Origin of the sequence: Saccharibacillus kuerlensis DSM 22868, from assembly GCF_000378145.1 — a bacterium.
GTDB classification, from domain to species: Bacteria; Bacillota; Bacilli; order Paenibacillales; family Paenibacillaceae; genus Saccharibacillus; species Saccharibacillus kuerlensis.
This window is the reverse complement of sequence record NZ_KB899308.1, coordinates 1-22,620: the sequence shown is the minus strand read 5'-3', so window position 1 is coordinate 22,620 and position 22,620 is coordinate 1. Positions and strand designations below refer to the sequence as shown.

General features: G+C 41.5%; 27 protein-coding genes. 7 read left to right on the top strand and 20 right to left on the bottom strand.

From position 1 onward, the window contains the following. Positions 1-148 precede the first annotated feature (148 nt). The 3 genes from F456_RS0119560 to F456_RS0119550 all read right to left on the bottom strand — a co-directional run bounded on the left by F456_RS0119560 (position 149) and on the right by F456_RS0119550 (position 4,337). Positions 149-2,416: a preprotein translocase subunit SecA gene (locus F456_RS0119560; protein WP_018978751.1), complete on the bottom strand. Its 2,268-nt coding sequence runs from the start codon at positions 2,414-2,416 to the stop codon at positions 149-151. A gap of 39 nt (positions 2,417-2,455) precedes the next feature. Beyond that, complete coding sequence (locus tag F456_RS0119555) at positions 2,456-3,181, bottom strand: ABC transporter permease (RefSeq protein ID WP_040925417.1); 726 nt, start codon at positions 3,179-3,181, stop codon at positions 2,456-2,458. A gap of 325 nt (positions 3,182-3,506) precedes the next feature. Next, positions 3,507-4,337, bottom strand: coding sequence for an oxidoreductase (locus F456_RS0119550; protein ID WP_018978749.1), 831 nt, complete (start codon positions 4,335-4,337; stop codon positions 3,507-3,509). 114 nt (positions 4,338-4,451) lie between these two features. Here F456_RS0119550 and F456_RS0119545 point away from each other — a divergent pair, with 114 nt between their 5' ends. Then, entirely contained in the window at positions 4,452-5,123 is a 672-nt protein-coding gene (locus F456_RS0119545; protein WP_018978748.1) for a TetR/AcrR family transcriptional regulator, read from the top strand. Positions 5,124-5,220: 97 nt separating this feature from the next. On the opposite strand, the gene F456_RS0119540 is transcribed toward F456_RS0119545, so the two are convergent. Genes F456_RS0119540 through F456_RS0119530 form a run of 3 tightly spaced genes read right to left on the bottom strand, consistent with a single transcriptional unit; the run spans position 5,221 to position 7,538 of the window. Then, positions 5,221-6,156 (bottom strand): LytTR family transcriptional regulator DNA-binding domain-containing protein, encoded by a 936-nt coding sequence (locus F456_RS0119540; protein WP_018978747.1) that lies wholly within the window; start codon positions 6,154-6,156, stop codon positions 5,221-5,223. A 17-nt stretch (positions 6,157-6,173) separates the two neighbouring features. Next, complete coding sequence (locus tag F456_RS0119535) at positions 6,174-6,638, bottom strand: DUF2691 family protein (RefSeq protein ID WP_018978746.1); 465 nt, start codon at positions 6,636-6,638, stop codon at positions 6,174-6,176. A 36-nt stretch (positions 6,639-6,674) separates the two neighbouring features. After that, positions 6,675-7,538 (bottom strand): alpha/beta fold hydrolase, encoded by an 864-nt coding sequence (locus F456_RS0119530; RefSeq protein WP_018978745.1) that lies wholly within the window; start codon positions 7,536-7,538, stop codon positions 6,675-6,677. Positions 7,539-8,497: 959 nt separating this feature from the next. Here F456_RS0119530 and F456_RS23795 point away from each other — a divergent pair. The 4 genes from F456_RS23795 to F456_RS0119510 all read left to right on the top strand — a co-directional run bounded on the left by F456_RS23795 (position 8,498) and on the right by F456_RS0119510 (position 12,572). Next, positions 8,498-9,388, top strand: coding sequence for a hypothetical protein (locus F456_RS23795; RefSeq protein WP_018978744.1), 891 nt, complete (start codon positions 8,498-8,500; stop codon positions 9,386-9,388). A gap of 84 nt (positions 9,389-9,472) precedes the next feature. Then, a complete protein-coding gene (locus F456_RS0119520; protein WP_018978743.1) occupies positions 9,473-10,540 on the top strand; it encodes a hypothetical protein in 1,068 nt (355 codons plus the stop codon). 381 nt (positions 10,541-10,921) lie between these two features. Further along, positions 10,922-11,686, top strand: coding sequence for a Crp/Fnr family transcriptional regulator (locus F456_RS0119515; protein ID WP_308423407.1), 765 nt, complete (start codon positions 10,922-10,924; stop codon positions 11,684-11,686). Between the two features lie 139 nt (positions 11,687-11,825). Next, complete coding sequence (locus F456_RS0119510; RefSeq protein WP_018978741.1) at positions 11,826-12,572, top strand: SDR family NAD(P)-dependent oxidoreductase; 747 nt, start codon at positions 11,826-11,828, stop codon at positions 12,570-12,572. A 96-nt stretch (positions 12,573-12,668) separates the two neighbouring features. On the opposite strand, the gene F456_RS0119505 is transcribed toward F456_RS0119510, so the two are convergent. The 8 genes from F456_RS0119505 to F456_RS23785 all read right to left on the bottom strand — a co-directional run bounded on the left by F456_RS0119505 (position 12,669) and on the right by F456_RS23785 (position 17,808). Beyond that, positions 12,669-13,214: a GNAT family N-acetyltransferase gene (locus F456_RS0119505; protein ID WP_018978740.1), complete on the bottom strand. Its 546-nt coding sequence runs from the start codon at positions 13,212-13,214 to the stop codon at positions 12,669-12,671. Between the two features lie 32 nt (positions 13,215-13,246). Continuing rightward, positions 13,247-13,792 carry a putative immunity protein gene (locus F456_RS0119500; protein WP_018978739.1) on the bottom strand — a complete coding sequence of 182 codons (546 nt, stop codon included), beginning with the start codon at positions 13,790-13,792 and terminating at the stop codon, positions 13,247-13,249. A gap of 64 nt (positions 13,793-13,856) precedes the next feature. Beyond that, positions 13,857-14,438: an O-methyltransferase gene (locus F456_RS0119495; protein ID WP_018978738.1), complete on the bottom strand. Its 582-nt coding sequence runs from the start codon at positions 14,436-14,438 to the stop codon at positions 13,857-13,859. A gap of 162 nt (positions 14,439-14,600) precedes the next feature. Continuing rightward, positions 14,601-15,053, bottom strand: coding sequence for a VOC family protein (locus F456_RS0119490; protein WP_018978737.1), 453 nt, complete (start codon positions 15,051-15,053; stop codon positions 14,601-14,603). A gap of 58 nt (positions 15,054-15,111) precedes the next feature. Next, a complete protein-coding gene (locus tag F456_RS0119485) occupies positions 15,112-15,702 on the bottom strand; it encodes a Gfo/Idh/MocA family oxidoreductase (protein ID WP_169577854.1) in 591 nt (196 codons plus the stop codon). A 364-nt stretch (positions 15,703-16,066) separates the two neighbouring features. After that, positions 16,067-16,519, bottom strand: a complete 453-nt coding sequence (locus F456_RS0119475; RefSeq protein WP_018978734.1) for a pentapeptide repeat-containing protein — start codon at positions 16,517-16,519, stop codon at positions 16,067-16,069. Between the two features lie 216 nt (positions 16,520-16,735). Next, on the bottom strand, positions 16,736-17,116 hold the full coding sequence (locus F456_RS23115) for an ASCH domain-containing protein (protein WP_018978733.1): 381 nt from the start codon (positions 17,114-17,116) through the stop codon (positions 16,736-16,738). Continuing rightward, positions 17,116-17,808 carry a lysozyme inhibitor LprI family protein gene (locus tag F456_RS23785; RefSeq protein ID WP_018978732.1) on the bottom strand — a complete coding sequence of 231 codons (693 nt, stop codon included), beginning with the start codon at positions 17,806-17,808 and terminating at the stop codon, positions 17,116-17,118. The genes F456_RS23115 and F456_RS23785 overlap by 1 nt, the downstream gene beginning before the upstream one ends. A 94-nt stretch (positions 17,809-17,902) precedes the next feature. Here F456_RS23785 and F456_RS23105 point away from each other — a divergent pair, with 94 nt between their 5' ends. Continuing rightward, on the top strand, positions 17,903-18,388 hold the full coding sequence (locus tag F456_RS23105; RefSeq protein ID WP_018978731.1) for a hypothetical protein: 486 nt from the start codon (positions 17,903-17,905) through the stop codon (positions 18,386-18,388). A 403-nt stretch (positions 18,389-18,791) separates the two neighbouring features. Here F456_RS23105 and F456_RS0119455 read toward each other — a convergent pair whose 3' ends face one another. Continuing rightward, entirely contained in the window at positions 18,792-19,364 is a 573-nt protein-coding gene (locus F456_RS0119455) for a TetR/AcrR family transcriptional regulator (protein WP_018978730.1), read from the bottom strand. 186 nt (positions 19,365-19,550) lie between these two features. On the opposite strand from F456_RS0119455, the gene F456_RS0119450 reads away from it, so the two are divergent. Continuing rightward, entirely contained in the window at positions 19,551-20,420 is an 870-nt protein-coding gene (locus F456_RS0119450; protein WP_026293999.1) for an alpha/beta fold hydrolase, read from the top strand. 191 nt (positions 20,421-20,611) lie between these two features. Here the strand turns inward: F456_RS0119450 and F456_RS0119445 are convergent, their stop codons facing one another. The 5 genes from F456_RS0119445 to F456_RS24585 all read right to left on the bottom strand — a co-directional run. Then, positions 20,612-20,821 (bottom strand): hypothetical protein, encoded by a 210-nt coding sequence (locus tag F456_RS0119445; RefSeq protein ID WP_018978728.1) that lies wholly within the window; start codon positions 20,819-20,821, stop codon positions 20,612-20,614. 137 nt (positions 20,822-20,958) lie between these two features. Then, positions 20,959-21,414: a hypothetical protein gene (locus F456_RS0119440; protein WP_229675680.1), complete on the bottom strand. Its 456-nt coding sequence runs from the start codon at positions 21,412-21,414 to the stop codon at positions 20,959-20,961. A gap of 223 nt (positions 21,415-21,637) precedes the next feature. Beyond that, a complete protein-coding gene (locus tag F456_RS0119435) occupies positions 21,638-22,015 on the bottom strand; it encodes a type II toxin-antitoxin system death-on-curing family toxin (protein ID WP_018978726.1) in 378 nt (125 codons plus the stop codon). Beyond that, entirely contained in the window at positions 22,012-22,185 is a 174-nt protein-coding gene (locus tag F456_RS24455; protein WP_018978725.1) for a DUF2281 domain-containing protein, read from the bottom strand. The genes F456_RS0119435 and F456_RS24455 overlap by 4 nt, the downstream gene beginning before the upstream one ends. A gap of 233 nt (positions 22,186-22,418) precedes the next feature. After that, on the bottom strand, positions 22,419-22,620 hold a 202-nt coding region (locus F456_RS24585), incomplete at its 5' end, for a hypothetical protein (protein WP_040925411.1).

Here is a 22,620-nt window from a genome sequence, read left to right as displayed (position 1 = left end):
GTCGGTGTCCGTTTGCTTGTTTTGTATGTAAATTCGTTCTGGATGCTGCTGTTTAGTCAATAATACCAATCATTATTAAACAAGGTTTTAACAAACCTTAAAATTTACCAAAAAAAGCATTCAACCCGTTAAAGGACTGAATGCTTCATTACATTTTCGGCAGTTTGTGTACCGGCCGCAGGATCAAACTCAACAGCTTGCGAATCCAGTAAGCAACGACGGTTCCTGTATTCCACGAGCTGCGTTTATTCTGGATATATTGATCGTTGACCATATAAGTTCGTGTGGAGGACGGGCTTTTCAAACCGAACTCTGCCCATTTCTCCGGATCATTCGAGCCTTCGAGCTTTGCCAGCATACTTGCCGACGCTTCATTCATTTTATCGGGAATTTGTTCGTAGGCTTCGGCGACCTGCTTATGAAATTCATCGATCGGACTGCCGCTGACCAGCCCTTCCAAATGAATGCCTTCACGAAGATAAGCGGCATAGGATAGATGTTCGGCCCAGAACTCGTCAATATAAAATAGTCTGACCCGCTGCTCTACAGGGCTCATTGACTGTTCTCCTATTAAAATGCGAAGCCTCTCCTCATACAAAATACGCCTCTGATCCTCTATCATGTCCGAATATCTGTTGAGCTCCTGCTGCATCTCGAAGTTCTGACCAATCATCATGCGCTGCATATGCTCGATTTGACGCTGCAGCATGGGATCTATAAGCGCCTCTTCCTGTCTGGTTACACGAACCGCTTTATGAATGCCGAATCGAAGCATCATCTCGTCCTCCAAGCTTACGAAAAACACAGAAGTTCCCGGGTCGCCTTGACGGCCAGCCCGGCCGCGAAGCTGATTGTCGATCCGCATGCTCTCGTTCACCTGTGTACCGATCACGAACAGTCCACCCAGCTTGATGACAGCTTCCGCTTGCTGGAGACTGCCTCCACCAAGCCGAATATCGACGCCGCGCCCCGCCATATGGGTAGACACGGTCACTGCGCCAAGCTCTCCCGCTTTAGCGACAATCTCAGCTTCTTCCGCATCGTTCTTCGCATTCAATACTTGGCAGGATACATCGGCAGCCGACAATTCGTTCGCCAGCAGGTGAGATTCTTCAACGCTTGAGGTACCGATTAGAATCGGACGACCTGTTTGATGAACAGACGAAATTTCTTGAACAAGCGCTTGGAGCTTGGCTTCCCGATGGGTGTAAATCCGGTGTGGATAATCGATCCGGTTGTTGGGGCGGTTTGACGGAATTTGCAGCACCTGCAGCCCGTAGATCTCTTCAAACTCCATGGCGGAAACATGAGCGGTAGCGGTCATCCCGCACATTTTCGGATACAAGCTGATGAAGTGCTGAAGAGTAATGGTTCCCAAGACTTTCCCGCCGGCCTGCTGCTGCAGTCCTTCTTTGTCCGCGAGCGCAGCTTGAAGGCCCTCCGGCAAATAACGATTCTCCGCTACACGTCCGGTATATTCTTCGATCAATTCGATTTGACCGTCCCGCACGATATAATCGACGTCTTTTTTAAGCAGCACTTCTACATGCAGCGCGCAGTTCAACAAGGTTAATTCATGACTATTGGCAGGATCATACAGATTTCCGCATCCCAGCTTGAGTTCCGCTTCGGCTGCGCCCCCTTCATTTAAGTAGACGTTTCGACCAAATTCATCGAAGTCATAATGCTTCTCTTCCTCCAACTGCCGGACGATTTCCGCAAAAATAATCCCTTGGCTGACAGAAGTGTCCGATTCTCCTGTGATCACCAGCGGAACCCGTGATTCGTCAAGCAGCAGCGAATCCGCTTCGTCTACGATGACGTAATGGAAAGGACGATGAACCGTGTCCGCTGAAGTGAAGGCAATCGTATCGCGCAAATAATCAAAGCCAGCTTCTTTGGCTGTGACGTAAGTAATATCCGCAGCATAAGCTTCCCTTTTTTCGGGCAGCTTCATACCCGATTGAACATAGCTTACCGTTAACCCGAGGAAACGATAGATGGGCCCCATCCACTGCGCATCACGCTTGGCAAGATAATCGTTGAAAGTCAGCACATGCACCCCTTGGCCGGTTAGCGCATTCAGGTAAGCGGGCATGACCGCAGAGAGTGTCTTGCCTTCGCCAGTATGCTGCTCAATCAAGTAACTCTCATGAAGCGCGATCCCAGCTATAATCTGGACATTGAAGGGCTGTAATCCCAGTGCTCTTTTCGCCGTCTCGCAAACTAGCGCATAAGCGTCGACCATCAGTGCATCCAACGGCTTGCCCAGCTTGGCTTCTTTTTGCAGGCGGAGCGATTCGTCTTGGAGCTGCTTGTCATCCCAGGCTTCCAAATTCCGTTTTCGGATAAGTCCCGCTTTGTTCCAATAGTCGTTCAGCTTAATGCGGGTATCACGGTCTTGGAATTTACGCATTCATGTAATGACTGTGTTCATTTGAATTCCCCCTCCTTTCTACTCATTCTTAAGCTGTCGTTGATACCCCATGACAGCTGCAGCCGTTAATCCAACTGTCCATATGAAAATAAGAAGGAGCGGCTTCCATACATCTCCCATCGTAAAACCTGTGTCATCTAAACGTAACGCATGCACCAGCTGACTGCTTGGCATGTAATCCAGCACACGGAATACCGGATACTCATCTTCCAGCAGAGCTCCCCACGGCGCTGCGGTAAATAAGAGACATACAGGCAGTATCGATAACGAAGCTTCAAGCAGCGTTTTGGAAAACAAACCGCATATTGTCCCTAAAGCTATGTACAAAATAAGCGAAAGAATAATCACGATCACAAATACCGCTATATTGCCCGGCTTATAGCCAAATATTAACGCCGCAGCAGCCAGCACGATAGCAGACATCACAAAGACCAAAGCACTTTTTCCGATTAGAATATCCAGGGTTGTTGCTGGAGTCATCCTTAAGGAGCGCAGCGTGTTCCGCTCCTTCTCTTCCGCAATCAAGCAGGCCTGGGCGAAGCACGTCATCAGCAGAAATGAGATATTAAGCACGTTAGCGAAAGTGGCGGCTACCGAAGCCAACGGTAATGACGAGTCGATTCCGCGAATAAGCAGAGCCAGAACAATTGGACAAATCAGCATAATCGATATTGCATAATTGCGCGAAAACTCTTTGTAATCCTTCACAAATATGGCACGCACCCGTTTTAACGAGACATTCACCACAGCTCACTTCCTCCAAGTTGATAACTTAAGCCTAATCGGATTAAAGACTTTCAGCCACCATAATCTGATGAAATGCAGCCATTTGTACCTGAATGGTACCCTTTTTCGCTTGACTGAGTTTCATACTGCCTCGGAAACCTAATGTTAGGGAGCGCTATAATACTTCTCTGTTCAAGCTCAGTTAGCTTCAACGCACCTCCGTTTTATTTTGCGTGTCCTAACCTTCCCCTTACAAAATGTCTTCTCCTCTTCCTAATCACTCGCCAAAAAAAGACCGGCAGCACACCTTTTCTAGGCTGCTGACGGTCTTTATACGTTTCGATCAGATATTGAACTTAAACATACGATAGATCACCCGGTCCATCATTCGGTCGGATAACACTTTTCTCAGCAGCAGAACCGATCGGGCCTGCTTGCCGGCCGCGTATCTCGTTTTAGGCTTTCGAGCTTCGATCGCTTTGAGTACAACGTGCGCAATCACGTCCGGAGAAGCTGGGTTTTTCACTTGGCCGAACATACCGATTGCTGCCTCCGCCATTTTGTGATAAGGCGTATGAGAGGATGTTTTCCGAATATGCTCCAGTGCGACTTCGCCCCACTCGCTTTCAACGATTCCGGGTTCAATCACCACCACATCGATGCCGAACGGCGCAACCTCCAGCCGGAGACAGTCGGAATACCCTTCCAGCGCATGTTTGCCTGCATGATACCACGCCCCAAGCAGTGTATGAACTTTTCCACCGACCGACGAATTGTTAATGATTTTCCCATACTGCTGTGCCCTCATAAAAGGAAGCACCAGCTGCGTCAATCGGCTCGCGCCGAACAAATTCACTTCCATCTGACGTCTAGCTTCTTCCATCGGCACGTCTTCAACGGCTCCGAATGATCCGTAACCCGCATTGTTGAACAACACGTCGATTCTTCCCTGCTCGCGGATAATCCGATCAATCCCATTCTGCATCGATTGGTCGTCCGTTACATCCATCTCCAGAATATGTCCGCCTTTAGCTTCTAAATCTTTCATTCTTTCCACCCGTCTGGCAGCTCCATATACGATATAACCCTGCTGCAGCAAAAGATTGGCCGTCGCTTTCCCCATTCCTGCCGATGCGCCTGTAATCAAAACCACTCTCTTTTTAGATTCGCTCAATTTAATCTCTCCTTTTATTAACGTGACGTCACGTTAATTAAGCTCAGTATAGAGGACACTTGATCGATATGCAAGGTTCTATGCTATACTTTTTTGAGAAAGGGGTTATGCAGCATGGAATTTGAACGTGTACGAACCGAAGAACAGCGGAAAATCAGAGTTCAGCAAATTAAAGACGCGGCGGTCAAGCTGTTCGACACCGAGCCGTTTCACGAAATCGATTTGACCCGGATTGCCAAAGAAACGAGCTTCACACGCGGCAATTTATATAAATATGTTTCGTCCAAAGAAGAAATATATCTGCTGGTGATCGAAGACGAAATGTACGATTACGTGGACGACTTGAAAAAAACATTCTCCTCCAACCCCACTCCCGATATGGAAAACTTTGCGGAGAAATGGGCACAGACGACAAACCGGCATCATCGGATGTTGAAGCTTCTCTCTATGCTCGCGACGATTATCGAGCAAAACGTCTCGCTGGAGAAGCTGGTTCACTTCAAACAGCAGCTGGCTCTGATCATGGCGAAGATGAGCGAAGTCGTCAAAGTCGCTTTCCCCTCATGGCATGAAGCGACGCTCAGTCAGTTCGTTCAGATGCAAACGTATTACGCCTCCGGTCTGTTCCCGGCCGTGACTCCAAGTCCTCTGCAGCGGGAAGCGCATGAAAAAGCGGATGTCCAAATCGATCTGCCGGATTTTGAAAGCGGATTTGCCGAATTTATTGCCTCTATAGCGAGTTACTTGAATACGAAAAATGCGGCCGGTACGAAGTCGAACGTTTAATTTTGTTGGACGTGAACGGCAGACGCTCTCCACTTTTACTTGTTATATGAAAAAACCGTGTGTCCGGAATTCCGGACGCGCGGTTTTTTTACGGAAATTAAATGCGAAGAAGACTCTTTAACTCCTGCAGTTTGGAACGCGATAACGATACACCTGCATCTTGGCCGGAGTCGAGCCGCAAGCTGTAGCTATTTTTCGTCCACGTGATGATCTCTCTTACTTTTTGCAGATTTACAATATAAGATCGATGACATCGATAAAAACCGAAATTCGCCAGCCGCTGCTCAAGTTCGGTCAGTGTCAACGCACAGGTATATTCCTCGCCGCTCACATGAACAAGAATTGAACCTTCTACGCTTTCTATGTAATCAATCTCAGGCGGATCAAATAAGATGACTTTGTCTTTTCGCTTCGTCGAGATCTTTTGCAGAGTGATATTGACTTCATCCTGCTTCTGTACGTTTCGCGGTTCTTCTTCCGTATCGCGGATATCCAGCCGCTGAAATCCTCGTTCGTTCAACCGGTAAACGCTGTCGCAGGAAATCAATGCATCTTCCAAGTTGGAGGTAAGGATCAGCACCTGCTTACCCGGCAGCAGATCATCCAGAACTCGCTTGAATTGACGACGATCCTGTTCCTCCAAATACAAATAAGGCTCCTCCAGCACAACAACAGGTTGGTGAGCAAAGAAGATACGCAGCAGAGTCACATACATTCTTTTGGACGGACTTAAGTTTTTGATTTTTGTTTTCTGTTCTTCTTTCAAAGCAAAATAATCCAGCAGCCTATCTACAGACTCATTTCGCTCTGTCACCTGGATTAGAAAAACGATCAGCTCTTTTACCGTCAGCCATGAATATTCGTTCTGTTGGGCGTAGAATAAATGATACTGCGAACGATCTGCCAACTGATTCATCAACAACTGCTTGCGCTTTAAATCCGTGATGATCCCGATCGCCTGATGAGGTATCACGTCGAATTCTATTTTTGGTAGAACGAGTTCTCCATTTTCATAGGTAGGTTCAAAATGCATGTGTGCCTCCTGGTTACTCACCATACCGTTAAGCGTGTTCTAAAATCGTTTTCTTCGGTGATGTAGGCTACTTTTGTATAATCCAACTCTTTTGCATTGTCGTATATTTTTCGAGTCATGTCTGTATCTTTGCAGTATATGGCTATATAAGAACTGTCTATAACGAGCAGTGTCAGTTCGCAGTCGCTGTTCATAAATTCGCTGTATGTGGTAATCTCGATTGGCTTTGTTCCTTTTGGAAAAGCCTTGAGATCTTGAAAGATTAAGTAATACTCATTGCCTTCTATCCTTCTTTTGAGGCTGTCGCCTTCCATACATTCAACCAACCCTGGAAATAAAGGTTCAAATTCACCATCTACGATCAGATACGACTCTTCTCCCCCGACCCACCAATCATATTCACTTACTCCAAATGGTTTTAATAGATCTCTTAGAAATCTTCCGTGTTGATTTGGGATCTTTAAGCTCACTCCTCTTATCATGGTGTTTCTCTCCTTATTCCTTTGTGAGAATCGAGATTACTTATGGGCATCCAAAAAATTCATTAGCTCCGCCTGCATGTCTGCCGCTCCTTCGCCCAACCATATCAAGTGGCCCCAGCTCTCGAGAACACATAGTTTGGAGTTTGGAATATGCTGATGGGCATGGTAGGCGTGGTCGACCGAAACGGTTGCATCATTGCGGCTGTGCAGAATAAGAGTCGGACATTTGATAGACTGCAGCTCTTCAGGAGTAACAGACGCTGTATGGGTTAGATCGATCAGAAAACCTTGTCCCGAGCGCTGGCGTTGGATCATTTTTTTAAACTCTTGAATGTCGCTATCGCTAATCAAGCTTTTTAATGCAGCATACGGTAATTGACTAAACGACGGAGCCATCTGTTTGAATACAAGTCTCGGAGAAAAGCTGGCCATAGATCCGAGCAGCTTCCAGGTGTATTTCTCTCTTGAAGGATGAAATAGAATTTGGGTGGCCTTATATTCTTTATCTTTGGATGTCAGCCATTCTCCGGATACCGCGCACTGCAGCGTAAGGCTTTTTACACGCTCCGGATATTGGGATGCGAAGCGGATTGCACTGGGGCCACCTGCAGAGATTCCGATAACATGGACTTGATCCAGATGAAGATGATCTAACAGTTTGATGTAGGCAAGGCACGCTGTCGATAGGTCTGCACCATGAGTGGAAGACGATTGACCGTATCCGGGTCTGGACGGTGTAAGCACAGAGTACCCCTGCTGCTCCAACTCCGCGTAACCCAATTCTTCATTACAACTCGAATGTCCGCCGTGCATCACCAGAATAGGGCTTCCGCCTGGATTCACAATCGAATATTCCAATGATAACTGCTTATGTTCATAGATTCCGGTCGTTCTGCTCATAGTTGGATTCGCCTTCTCTCGGTAATTTCATTTACGTAAAATTTACTGGGGCATATTTGCAAACCTATTTAATCCAGATCCGAATCGAAATCACAGCTACAAAACCTTGAACATTTTCGCTGTCTTGTCATAACTAGTCGCTAAGCGCCAGCATTTTTCATTCTGTTGAAAAAACATTCGACCAAGCACCATTCTTTATAAGTGTTGTGGACGTAAGGTTGCTTGATACAGCGGTTCCACTTGCTGGGGTTTTGCTTCTTCTTTAAGAGGTAAGAGGGCTTAAATACCATCAGCATTGTAAGCAGATCAGCTAAAATTTCGCGATTGGCTAGGTCTAATTTGAGAGCATTCCGTTCCATATTGATATACAACAGACAATCGTCATATCCAATATCATTTGCTCGAAGTCCGGTTCAATTGCGACATTATTCAAAATTTTTTCTTCTGTTCTGAATTTTACAATTTCCAGAAAAAGATACAAGCCGAAAACCAGGGTTTGTAGTAGTCCGGTAAATTATACCAAGCTACTCCGGAATTCACGACCTAAAGTCACTCATTCAGTCGATGTCTCCGATTTTCGGAGGCCTTCCTCCTTATGTTTTGCGGGCAGGGAACAAGATAGACTCATTTACATTCCATTTTTCGTCGGTTAAATCATATCGTCGCCTTTAAGTCTTCAATTTAGCAGATTCGATAGCGTTCTTAAAGTTTACGTACAAGCCCGAGAATAAGATATTATTCAGAGTCTTATTCTTAAAAATGAAGTAGAATCACAAAAATTTAATAAATATTTCCTTATCATTAATTTTATCGAATCTATAAAAAATAAAGTATTTTGTAATTATAGTGTAACATTTTGAATATAATTACATGTTATAATTTTCCACAAGAAACTCGAAAGGAGGAAAGTTTTAAACTAATTTTCAACTTACTTTACTTACATAAAAGGAGATTAAAGAATGAAATTGAGAAAAGGTAGTACATTTGTCGCTTTAGGTTTGCTCGCCTCCATTACAGTATCCACAAATGCTATGGCTGCGAATGCTTCAGAAATATCTTTACCAAAAAAATATTCTGAGCAATTGGCCTCCTTACACACTCAAATTCCAACTACCTTTAAACCTGGCTCTATTCTAACTTATAACGACAAGCAGCAGCCCATTGTTACATATGACACTAGCGTTGAAGAACATAGAAATACAGCAAGCTCATTAGAAGTAAACAAAAACTTTACAGAGGAAGTTCCTGATATTGAAGGAAGAATTGCGGAAGATGCTTTTTTTAAGGCGGTGGCTGACTCAGTCAAGAATTTGCCAGTAGTTGATCTTGGTTTCGATCTGCCACCACCTTCCCCAGGCACGGTGGTGATTTATGGTTCTGATGGACATATCAATCGTATTTACTTAGATAAAAGTATTGCTTCTATACAGGCGGAAGCAGCAGCTGTGCCTAGCACTACAGTCCCTTACCCAGGGCGTTTGGCACCTGGAACTTATACATACGGCTCAGGACAAAAAGTAGTTGTTTCAGCTGGCGCTGTAACAGGTGAAGGAAGATTCACAGTATTTCGTGCAGGAGTTGGCGGCTCTGGAACTATAGGTTCTAGCGGGAAAACATTAGGCGCAGGAGATATTGCAACTAAAAGACAAATTGATAATGCTGTACATGGAACTCCAGTCACTGCAAGAGCCCTAGATACTAACATTACAAAAACTGTATATAAAAACGATATTGGTTCTCTTCCTGATGCAGTGATGGATAACTATTTTTGGGGATGGAATAACAAACAATTTGGTTATACTTATAGCGATACGCTCTCGTTCCCAGGTCGTTATTATTATCAATTTTAAGATGTGAGAATGTAAAGTTATGCCTATGGTTTTTAGCCATAGGCATAACTGGTTTTTCACTAGAGTTCTAAGGAGAGGTTATCTTTGAAAAGAGTACTTAAATTTTTGATTTTATTACTTTTATTTTTTTTAGTTGCCTGCACTTCTAAAAACGATAATTTAGAAACAACAAATAAAATAAAATCTGATTCTGCAGCTAATAAGGAAACTAGATCAACAGCTCCTACCACAGATTATGTGACATTAACTTATTCAGAATATGCAGCTTCTGATGATAGTGATGCTATAAAAACACAAGTGCTAAGTTATGATTCATCAACAAAAAAAACCGAAAAAATCTTTCAATTTGACTATACCGCGCAATACCCTCTGGCATTTTACGATAAACCGAATCAATTGGTTTATTACACACAAAGAGTTGGGACAGATAAAGAGTATGGAGATCAAATCTTTGTAAGAGACTTATCAAAAAAGAAAACAAGTCAACTAACTGAAAATTTATTTGCAGTTAATTATGTAATCCCTTCAGGTGATCGATTGTTTTTTGTAGCCAATATAAAGGGGGAACAAGCGATAAGACTAGGAGCAATAGATCTTAAAACCAAAAAGATTACACTTTGGAGTAATGATGACACGCTTGTAGAGGCGATAACTCTAGATCATAATACTGAAAAACTGTATGTCTCTGCATACTCTTTGAAACAAAGAAACTACAGCCTGGCACATCAAGACGGGCCAGTTGGTCAAAATAACTTCAAAATGCCAACATATACTGTTTACGAAACTGATTTTGATCTTAAAGAAAAAAAGAAGCTTTTCAGTAAAAATTATTGGATTAGAATGCTTATGAATAAAAAAGGACATGTTATTGCATTTAGCGACAAAGAATACAATAAAGGGCAAGTCCCTTCTACTGTGATCGATTATAACTTAAAGAAAGGTACATCTAGTGAAAGCACCTGGGGAACCAAAAGATTACAAAGAGGAGAAGCAAACTATTCACAAGATGAGAGTAAGATTTATACATTAGCTATTGTGAATAATCAGCGTGGATTATTTGAGTATGATGTGAAGAAGAATAAATTCACTGCTATTTTTAAACCTAAAGAAGGATTCATAAATAATATGCAGGTAGTAAAAGGATCATCTTAAAACGAAAACAGTTCGTTAAAAAGAAACAGTACAGACTTGAGGCTTAAGCTTCCATCTCTGTACTGTTTCTTTTACAATTTGAAATTTAGTTTAACACTAAAACACGAGATTAAATGCTGCGCAACTATAATCCGCTGATAAATTCACGTACATGTGCTAGTTATGATTGGTATCTGTAAACGCCTCTTCCCTATTCGATTGAATATCTTGATAGATTGGGAGTTCCTCCAAGTCGAATAATCGATGCTGCCTCTTTTTTGTTAAAGCTGCAGCTCCCATTTTTCTTCAACGATCTCTTGATGCGATCGTATGGTCTGATCAAACGATCACCGCCTGTTGGTTTTGTAATCTGGATTACAGAAGAGGGAATTATGGTAGTCTATGATGATTACGAAGCAGACAACGATTGCCGTTCGCAGGATGAAAAGGAGGCGCAGGATGTACCATCACGAAACAATCGAAAACATAACCTCATTTTTGCCGCAAATCAAAATATTCGAATCGCTTCCGGCAGAAATTCTTTATGATATCGCACAATCGGTCACAAGATCAAATACGTATACGCTCTCCAAAGACGCTATTTTTCAGACGCCAAGCAATGAAAGAAACGGCTTGTTTTTCGTAATTTCCGGTAAACTTCGCTTCTACAAAACCAATTCTGCCGGCAAGCAGCATACGGTGTGCATTCTCAGTGAAGGGGGCATTTTCGGCGAGGTTGACACGTTCTCACTGGGCGCAAGAGGAACCTATGTGGAGACGATGGAAGATTCCATTGTTTTTTGGATTCCTACCGAACAATTCGAACCGCTGTTAAGCCGACATTCTGAATTATCTTTACGATTTTTAGCTAAAATGAGCAAACGTCTGCGTGAGCAGGATGAATTAATAGAAAAATTGGTTTTTCGAGATCTGCGCGGTAAAGTGCTTTACTTTCTCAACCGGCTGTCCAACAAGTTCAGCACAGAAAAAGATGGATACCGAAAAATCGACATCCCCCTGACCCATCAAGAATTGGCCGATATGATCGGTGCTACGAGAGAAGCGGTGTCCCTTACTTTAAAAGAACTATCCAATGAAGGGATTCTTGTGACCGGCCGCAGAACGATTATGATTCATACCGAAAAAGCAAGGAAAGAACTGGCTTGATGCACGCTGCATATTCTCCTCCTTCCGACTATATGTCTTGGACGTAATCCACATTACGGTCAAATGATTTATCTAACGTTATGATAAATCTCGTAACAGACTCATAACGACAGATGAAACTTATAGGAGGCATATAGACATGGGGAAATTCGAAGGAAAAGTAGCAGTAATCACCGGAGGTACAAGCGGGATCGGACTGACGACGGCGCAGCGTTTCGTTTCGGAAGGCGCCTACGTGCTCATTACCGGACGCAGGCAAAGCGAACTGGACGCGGCAGTGCAATTGATCGGTGAGCGGGTAACCGGCGTTCAAGGAGACATTTCTAATCTGAAGGATTTGGACAAACTGTTTGATACGGTTAAGCGGGAGAAAGGGCATCTGGATATTCTGTTCGCAAACGCTGGACTTGGCAGCATTCTGCCTTTAGGTCAAATCACAGAAGAACAGTATGACAAGACGTTCGACGTGAACGTAAAAGGAACTTTGTTTACCGTTCAAAAGGCGCTGCCGCTGTTTCCAAATAGGACAGGAACGATCATCATAACCGGCTCGACGGCAGGTACGATCGGCGACCCGGGTTTTAGTGTCTACGGAGGTACGAAGGCTGCTCTCCGTCAGATGGCGAGAAACTGGATCACGGATTTGAAAGGCACAAGTATACGGCTAAACGTAGTGAGTCCCGGTGTAGTCCACACGCCGGCTTATGATGATCTGTTTGGCGAAGCGCTGGATCAGGTCCTCGAGTCGTCGAAAAATGTCATTCCACTAGGTCGCACGGGCAAGACGGAAGAGATTGCCAACGCTGTGATGTTTCTAGCTTCGGAAGAAAGCAGTTATGTGAACGGGATCGAATTGTTTGTAGATGGCGGCATGGCTCAAGTTTGACCTTAAATCGCCAAGAATGAGCGGACCTGTAATCTATCTCCAATAAGTGGATGGATCAAATCAGGCAGAGGAGCGTAGAAGCTCTCTGCCTGATTTTTATACTGCTATTCTTGCCATCAGTAACGTATTGTAATAGCGACCATCAGAAAGTAATTTGTCATTCTTCAATAGGCCTTCAACTTCAAAACCAACAGATTTATATAATTCAATGGCATTCTTATTGCTTTCCAGTACACTCAAATTTATTTTCTTTATTTCATTGGAATCTGCCCAATTGATCGTTTCTTTTAATAAATTCCTCCCCATCCCGTAACCCCAATAGTTTTTCAAAACGCAGACTCCAAATTCAACCTTATGCCTAGTTCTCTTCAAGTCGTTTCCTACACAGCGTGAAAATCCAACAATGCGACCTTCGACTTCAACAACTAAAAATAGACTTTTCGAATGTTTACTGTCTGACTTTATAATATCTTCAAATCCTGATGGATCGATAAAAGCTTCTCCGCTTTCCCTATCCATGTTTTCCGTTTCTCCATCGATCTCTACCCTGAGTTCAGACAAACGATTGGCGTCTTCATGGACAGCAGATCTGATGGTATAGCTTAATCCCTTAACTTTGAAATCTTGTTTATGAATGAGCATGGTAAACTCCGTTCGGTTGTTTTGATCGTATCCTATGTTCTTTTGTTCAAAAAATCTTGCTCTAATTCATTCAATATTTTCAATTGTCTCTGTCTTTCCCTTGTTGCAGCTTCTAAAGAATTATTGAATAGTAAATTTACTAACTTCACTGCGTAGTCACTACTAACTAGAGCATGTCCTCTCATATGCCCTACTGCAATAGCTTGAGCAAATGACCGTGCAGCATATTGACTGGTCTTGGTTTTGGATTCCTTGGATAGTTGATTCACAATGAACCCCGTCTTCCTTAACTCATAAGCGCCAATGGAACCTTCCATTCGTTTTTGTAATGTCTCTAACCCTAATTCTATACGCGGATCATTTTTCAAGTGGTGATCGAGATCATGTAAATGCTCTGCCGATACTTGTACCGCCCATTGAGCAAGCAGCTTCTGTGGCAGTTCTTCAAGCGCTGCTTCAATTTTCTTTCTTAAGTCACTGTCATCTACAATTTTTATTTTGGGTTCGCTGTAGGTGAATTCAGTTTGTTGTTTTAATTTCTGTTCGTGCTTATCCCAAGCATATTCTTCTATATTCATTAAAAAAAACCTCAGTTATTATGTACTATGGAATAAAGATAGTTCTGTTCTAATTTCGCTGCAATCAGCTTTTTTTGGTCATCAAAATTAATCCTGTCGACCAATTCAGCTTACTCATGTGGAACTCGTTTCTTGTTTCTAAAAAAGAAATCAATTCGGCAACCTTGTCCTCATGACCGTCGGGCCAATTGGGTTGAGGGTTTAAATCATCGATCAAATAGATTCCTCCAGGCTTAACCATACCTAGCACTTCCTCAATCAAATAGAATTTACCCGGCCATGTATCTGCAAATATCAAATCAAATTTTTCGTTTTTATGCTCTTCTATGTATGCTCCGCCATCGCCAACTATCAAATGCAGACGCGGATCTTCGCCTAGAACTTCCTTGGCTATGTTGGAGCAGTTCTCATCCATCTCAACCGAATACAATTCGCTCGAACTATCCATTCCGTCAAGCAACCATGCCGTGGAATGACCTGCTCCTGTCCCTAGTTCCAGAATTGTACTTTGCGTTCGAGCGGCTGCTAACATTCTCAGAAAGCTTCCGGTTAACTCGTCACATGAAGCTGTAAAACCATATTGGGAAGCTTGATTGCTAATTTCAACAGCTTTCATTGGTTTATTAATATTTTTGAGATCATCCATGAATAAGCCTCCTAGTTTCACTTGATGCTCTAGATCTTCATAAACTTCCAGAAGCAGCTGCTGCAGTTACTTCCTTGAACCTCAAGACCGAGAGAACAGCCTTATGCGTGAATGCGGTATTAGATAATAGGGCTGCCTTCCTTGAGCTTCTTACACTGTGCTTCAATTCTCACTATGTTTCTTGTAATCGTCTTTAATTTCATCTACAGGATCCCAAATTGACCAAGCTCCTTCTAGTAAATTCCCTTCAGGATCTCGAAAATAAAAATATTTGGCTTCACCTTCAGCAAGTGTATGTAATTCTTCTACCGTAACACCCTTGCCCTTTAAGTCATTATAGGTGAACTCAATATCCGGACAATTGATAGCCATAACCGGGAAAGGCTTTCCGTTCCTTATTATTTCAAGCTGCTGTCTATCTTCTGTTTCGATAAGCACCAGTGCAATAGAATTTTTATGAGGATGATGCAAAACAGCCATGAAGGAACCACGGTCTTGGAATTTGTTCATTAGCTTGAAGTTTAAATTTGTCGTGTACCAATCAATCGATTTGTCAATTTCAGTTGTAGGTACGTAAACATATCCAATTCGAGTAAATGCAAATTCCTGATCCATTGATGTCACTTCCTTTGTTTTGTTTTGTAACTTTGTTTTCTTTTAAATTTATTCATTCTTACTTCTGTCTTACTATAGTCCTTGTCTTCTTTGCAGCAGATTCCCTAATTGCATCCATTACTAGTTGTGTGAGATGTCCATCAATTAGAGTTGGCGTGTTAGGATAAGGTTTATGGCTTGAAATAGACTTGTAAACCGAATCAAACATTGGATATAGTCCCTTAAAGTATGGTTTTGCTAAAGGAGTTAATTGATCTGATTCTTCTGATTCTTCAATTTTTATATCTTGGAACTCTTCTCCTGTACTTATCGTTATGTCTGTATCATTTTTCATAATCAAAGTTCCCTTTGTCCCTAGTATTTCCAAGTTCCAACCACTTCCTCTTACTGCTGGATAATATAAATTAGCTATAAAAGATGTTCCATCTTCAAAATGGCCCATAATAGCAAAAAAGTCCTCTGCATCTCTGTTTTCATTACCGTCAGGTCCTTCAAATTTGGGAACTACAGTTTTTAAGTCTGCATAGACATCGACTATAGGCTTATTCATCCACCACATTAATGAATCTAGCATATGGGATCCAACAGCAAACAGTAACCCTCCTCCCTTACTCTTCTCTCCCTCCCAACCTCTATACTGGGTTGACAAGTCGCTCTCAATTCAAACCCGGGATGTAACTTAAGAATAGGAGCATGTACATTTGCACCAAAACCACTCCCTATAATCCCAACCTGAAATTTCTTCATTGAAGGGTTCTCCTTAAGAATTTTATTGATTACAGCATGTACGCAAACTACGAATCGACTTCATATTTGACATTCAACCCTTTCATTCAAAGTTAAAAGTCGAGCCTACGCGTTGAAAAAATTTTATCGAAAAAGTCGATGAGTTTGCGTACATGCCCTTGAGTAGTTTTAGATGATGTTCAACGTTTACGAACCTTGACTGTCTGCCTTAAACCTCCAACGAGCCTGCTGCGATTAGACAGTGCAGGATTGTCCGCCTGATTCAATCAGCTGTCAAAATTGTTGATTTTTAATAATTCTTCAACTAACACTCCATTGATTTTCAAACCTTTGATGTTGCAATTGTTAATTTCCATATTACTCAAATCGCAGTTGTTAAACACAATAGGTTTATAGTTTCCATCCGAATCGTAATTCCCATCACCTTCTTGAGGTAATACAATATTCACAAATTCAGTTCCAAACAAATGAACATGATCAATTCTCATATGACTCATATTGGCATGTTGAATTGATGTCCCCGACAGATTAGTATTGGTGAATTGCATTTCTCCTGCATGGATATCATTGAAGTTCATACCACTCATATTAGCGTTATTCACTTTTGACTTAGATAGATTGATATCATCAAAATTCACACCTTCTGCGTTCACCTCTTTGAGTGTTGATCCTGAAATATCCTTCATCTTCAAATTCAATTTCTCCATTTCTAATCCCATGTTCATTCTCCTTTTCAATTAGATGATTTATGTAGGAATCCATGATGTTTTTACTTATTTTCTTAATTCTAATGACCTTTTCCTTCTTCATTTTATGCTTTCTCTTTGTCTTTTTACAACATGTTTTTTAGCCTTTTATCCATCTTTTTCTATTCCCCTTTCCTTCCAAAAAGCTCCCACTATAAACAAAAGCGCCGATTAGGATTCGGCGCTTCGTCACCCAACGTTGGGGGGGTGGTCAGTTCCCTTATATTCAACGTTCAACCTAATTCTTATTCCAAGTGCACCCCACTTAAGTTCTTGTTCAGGCGTATAAATTTCATATGTTCCGTCAATCATTTCTGTCATTGTCCATCCTTCACAATCCATATCTGCAAAAGGAATCGATCGATATAAGTCTTCAAAAGTCTCGTGCTTGTATAATTCTTCAACTAGAACTTTTACAGTTCTCTCTCGATGGGGTAAACATTCAAATTGAATGGTGTCTCCCACACTAATAACTCTTCTTTTTTCATCGTTCAAACGCACTTCAACCTTTTTACATCCAGAACAAATGGAATCAAAATACTCAGGGAACAAGGTCATCACATGCTTCATTATTTTTGATCCTCATATACAAAATTCACTGCGGTTCTGTCCACACTAAAAATATACTCCATAAGTTCGATTGCCCGTTCTCTTGTCCGCTTTAATTCAACTGCTGCTAAATGCACTTTACCTTGAGTACCGAAATGTCCAGCATAAACGAACCGATCACCGACAAAGTTACTATTATCCTCTATGTAAGAGTGCCAACTTTTTTGAGCTTGCTCAAGGTTCATCCGATCCTCTTCATCTAATGATTTGTACAAATGATCAAGTGCCGCATCCATTTCATTCTGCCATTTTGTTATATATTTCGTCTGCAAGGCACCCCATTCTAAAGTTGTAGACTGGGCACTTTCTTGAAGTTTTTCAAGTTCCCGCTCGTAATCTTTATCAATCGGGTTGTCGTTAATGATGTCCGAAAAATCCTTATTACCTTGATAGTCGCCATAATGATTACTTTCTTCAATTTGTTTCTCTAAAGTGTTGGTTGTTTCATGAGCTTTATTGAGCGATTCTTGCAAGCTGGTATTCACTACATTCAACTCTTTTTCTATTTTTTGATGCTCGGCTAGACTGCTTTGCAGTGCATTAATCTGCTTAGCATTACTGTTCAGCTTTTCGGTGATAATTATGCAAGTACAAACCGCAAGTATCAATACAACTAGAGTACATAATCTATAAAATAATAATTTTTTATTCATTCATACCGCCTCATTGGAATATCATTTTATTTTAACCATGTTCAAATCATGAAAATAGGTTAAATATGGTAAAAGAATCGGAAAGGAAGAGTAAATGAAAAAGATTAGTTTTTTACTTATCCTGATACTTTTGTTAACTGGATGTTCTAGCATAGGTGAAGAAAATTCAAATGGGTTTAAAATAGGATCCCTTTCCACGCAAGAATTTGAAGATAATGAAAAATACTTTATTATCATGCCCATTGAATGGACTGGGAAAAACTCCGCAACTATTAAGTCTATTGAGTTAGTTAAACAAAATGAAGAACCAGTCAATTTAGATGATCGGATTGATTATGTATTTCATGGCGCCGATGCTCTCAAAGGAATAGGCGTATATCCACGGGAAGATATAGGTGAAATTAAAGATCTCAAAGGATTTAAAGTTAAAGGTGAAAGCAGAGTGGTTTTGGAAATCTCTATGACAAATGTAAGACCTGATTCTAATCGAAGCTTAAAAATTAAATATTTAGTTGGAGGAGAAGAAAAAGAACAAGTCATTAAATCAGCAATGATCGAAAATTTAAGAACAAAAGAATAATTTTCAATTGATATTCATAAGATTATTTGGGACCCAGGAGTGGAGATCCGGCATTCTGAATGTTAAAACTTTTTCACGAGTTTTTTCCACTTTTGTTTCTCCTTTGATTTTTCACAAGGTCTTATTTAAAAACTTTGCTAATTCCTTCATCTGGTGATATTTTTAAATTCTTCTCTTAAGCAAAGTCTTCAAATCGACCTTTAAATTTCCTCCCCCTTTCCTTCCAAGTATATCATGCACTGGGAATTACGAGAATCTTCCTGCTGTACAAAAAGGACTTAGAAGTGATCGCTCATCTAAGTCCTTTTACATATTCTTTTGCTTTTCTCTAAGCTTTAATCTTTGTCCTGCAGATGTATAATCTCTTTGTCGACTTCTTTTATAAAGCCAGATTCTTACCGAGTCAGGACGTTTCTGAAAAACGTTCGATCAAAATTTCGGCTGCTTCGCGAGCATGCAGGGCAGATTCTCGGTCGGTCTCCAGCATATTGGCGGTTATCGCCCCTTCCAAGAGCAAATACAACGTGTTCGAGACGGTTGTCGGCTGCCGGAAATCGCATTGGGCTGCCAGCTCTGCAATGTATTCCCGCAGATAAGTCTTATACTGGTGAGCAGCCTTGTGATATGGATGACTGCTGTCCGAGAATTCCGAAGCCGCTTTGATAAAGGCACAACCGGTAAAATCCGGCTCTGCAAACCATTCTCCTAACACATCGTATACAGCCAGCAAACGCTCCTGCGACGTTCCACCTCGGCTATCGACAGAAGATTTGAACCATCCCATCCATTCCTCATTCTGCCTCTTCAAGTAAGATAATACAAGTTCATCCTTAGATGGAAAATGATTATATAAAGTCATTTTGGCAACCTGAGATTCTGCCACAACCTGATCGACACCTGTTCCGCGGATGCCTTGTTGGTTAAATAGCCCTGAGGCGACCTGAATGATTTGTTCCTTTTTGCTTTTGTTCGCCACCTGATTATCTCCATTCCAAAAGTTATTCTGTTTATTTCCAATGTATACAGCTCTGTATAAGTATAGTAAGGGGAACAAAAAAGAATTGCAAACAAAAAAACACTTGTAACTATACAGACCTGTATGTATAGTTACGATAATACGAAATTTGTATTGCATTCAAATCCAAAATCGAGGTGATTTAAAATGAACGTTAAAAACAAGTATGCTCAGGTAAACGGCTTAAACCTTTTTTACCGGGAAGCTGGAAATAGGAAGAATCCAACTGTTTTGTTACTGCACGGATTTCCTTCTTCCTCGCATATGTATCGCAACCTGATCGTGCGACTCGCAGATCGTTACCATGTCATCGCCCCTGATTACCCGGGATTTGGCAGCAGCGATCAGCCGACTACCGCCGAGTTCACGTACACCTTTGAAAATCTCGCCAATCTGATCGACGCCTTCGCCGAGCAGCTGAATTTGGAGCAATACAGCATTTACGTGCATGATTACGGCGCCCCGATCGGGTATCGCCTGGCCATTATGCACCCGGAACGCATTCAAGCCATCATTTCGCAGAACGGTAATGCTTATGAATCCGGTCTTGAATCCGCTTGGGCTCCGATTCAAGCTTATTGGAAAAACCCGGACGATGCGGAGATCCGTCAGGGAGTAATCGACCTGTTATCTCTCGAGATCACGAAGCATCAATATGTGAACGGAACGCGCGATCCTGAAGCAATCAGCCCGGACAATTGGAGGAACGATCAGATTCATCTGACCCGGGAAGGCAACCAAGAGATCCAGCTTGCGCTGTTCTATGATTATCAGAATAACCTGCTGGAATATCCGACCTGGCACAAATATTTCCGTGAACATCAGCCGCCGGTTCTGGTCGCCTGGGGACGGCACGATATCTTCTTCGGCTACAAAGGGGCTCTCGCCTACACCGAAGATCTTCAAAACGTTGACGTGCACTTGTTGAATACGGGACATTTTCCGCTTGAAGAAGATCTGGAGATTAGCGTTAAGCTTATTCTGCACTTCCTAGATACTCAAGTAGCGTCTCGTTAACCCTTTAATTATACAGACCTGTCTGTTTATTTAAAAGTAATTCTCCCTCCAATGCAGCTTGTTCGCTGAAACGGAACATGCTGCATTGGAGGGAGTTTCTTTGTTCTCAGTTGAATAGATTATGATAGTGATAAGGTTGGAAAACACGACTAGGGTTAAAAATGAATTTCCAAAGTCTAAATATATGGTTATCAGAAGTTATTTTTTTTATTGACTGATTTTAAAATAAGCTTCTCTGATCTCCAATTTTGTTTAATCATTAATTTATACTCTTTCTGATTATTTTCTATCTTCATTAATTCTTTATTGTACTCTGAAGAAACTTGCAAGCTTCTTACACCCTGTAATTCGAGTGGATATTGGCTTGCTTTCTTTATTCCATTTCCTTCGAATATATTCAATTGGTTTCCTCGCTTTCTTCAATGCTCTTAAATATTTTGATAACGTCCTTGCATTCACTATTCTATAAATGTCAGGTGTCTGGTATATGCCGAGCCAGGAACGAATGTCCGCAGCTTCTATTGCATTACTTTCAAAATCATCTATCTTCAAACCAAGCCTTATCAATAAACTCATTCCACTTGATCACTATTTTCTTACACTTAATTACACAATAACCAAAATCAGAATTATATTTTCGCGAAGCTATTCCATCAAATCTTTGTGTGAAAGATTCTTCTGATACGTGTAATTCTTCACTTTTAAGTATTTCAAAACCTACCAATAATTCTAACTTTGGTATTTTGACCTTTTGCGCATCTTCTTCTACAATTATACGCTTCTTGCCTTCTACCTTAGACGTATCGTATAAGAGAGATTCTTTAAGTTCATAATCTATAAATTTAATTATTGCTCTTCCTGTATACATATGGAGTCCTGTATTATTCATTGGGTGATTTGATAGTACATTTATGTGCTCAAATATTAGAGACAAATTCTGACCTTCTATTGAAATAGCTTCAATTACACAATCATGCAAAGAAATACGATCCAACGTGTTTTCTGATATGAATTTAATGAGAAGCTCCCTCACTTTAGAAAAGTCTTAATAAGTACTCGCCGAGTTCTTATAACGTTCCTGTATTCACGACCCGACGCATGTCGGGTGTCCGGCGAATGCCGGGCCAAGGGCGTATGCCCGCAGCATGAATATTATGTTAGACGTAGTACCGGTCTTCTTTAAATATTCAAAAAGATATAGAATAAGACACCGAGCTTTATTCCCGATGCCTTATAATCCATTCCTCAATATCTTTTTCATTTAATTTGCCTTCTGCTGTTCCCAACCCTAATTGAACCAGCTCGTCTTGACTATATCGAATAGAATATCCGTTTAATCGGAGTAAAAGCAGCATAACGGCTACTCCGATACGTTTATTTCCATCCACGAATCCATGGTTTTTGATTAAGGAAAAAGCCACGACAGAAACTTTCCTTGTTAGTCCTGGGTACAATTCTTTACCATCAAAAGTCTGTTCAGCTTTACCCAATGCACTTTCTAGCAAGCCCTGATCTCTGACGCCATCCGCTCCACCAGTTACCTTCATGATCTTTTGATGATAGATCAGCAATTGGTCAATCGTAATAGTTTTCATTTAGCGAGTTCTTTAAGCGCTTCTAAATTCTCGTTAATGATGTCGTCCATCATAGACTCTGTTTGAGATACATTTTTGGTCTTTAGAAACTCTACAAAATCAATGACTTCCATTTGTTTTTCTTGGGGCAAAGACAAAAAGTCGTTAATCAATTTTTGTTCCAGGCTCATGATGAATCGCCTCCTATTCTTACTTCATAGTATAACGCAAAACGTTAAATCACTTAACCCTTTGTCTGGTCTAGCTTTTAAATATGTTTTTCCGGTATTACGTATAACGTTCCCGTATTCACGACCCGACGCATGTCGAGTGTCCGGCGAATGCCTGACCAAGAGCGTATGCCCGCTGCGTGAATATTATGTTATCGGATGTCAGACATTTCAGTGGATAACATGCACACTACTTATCCCGCATAGTGTCCTCCCGCTTCAATATACTTTTGTTCCTTTATATAGCCTTTATAAATTTTTGAAACTACTCTAAGTGCAAGACCAGAGTCTGACCATTCCTCATTACAAGGAGTAATTAAGATTGCTTTGATTTTTGCTCGATTCTCATCTTCTGTTAAAGAGTTACTTGTTTCACTTAAATCTATTTCTATTTCC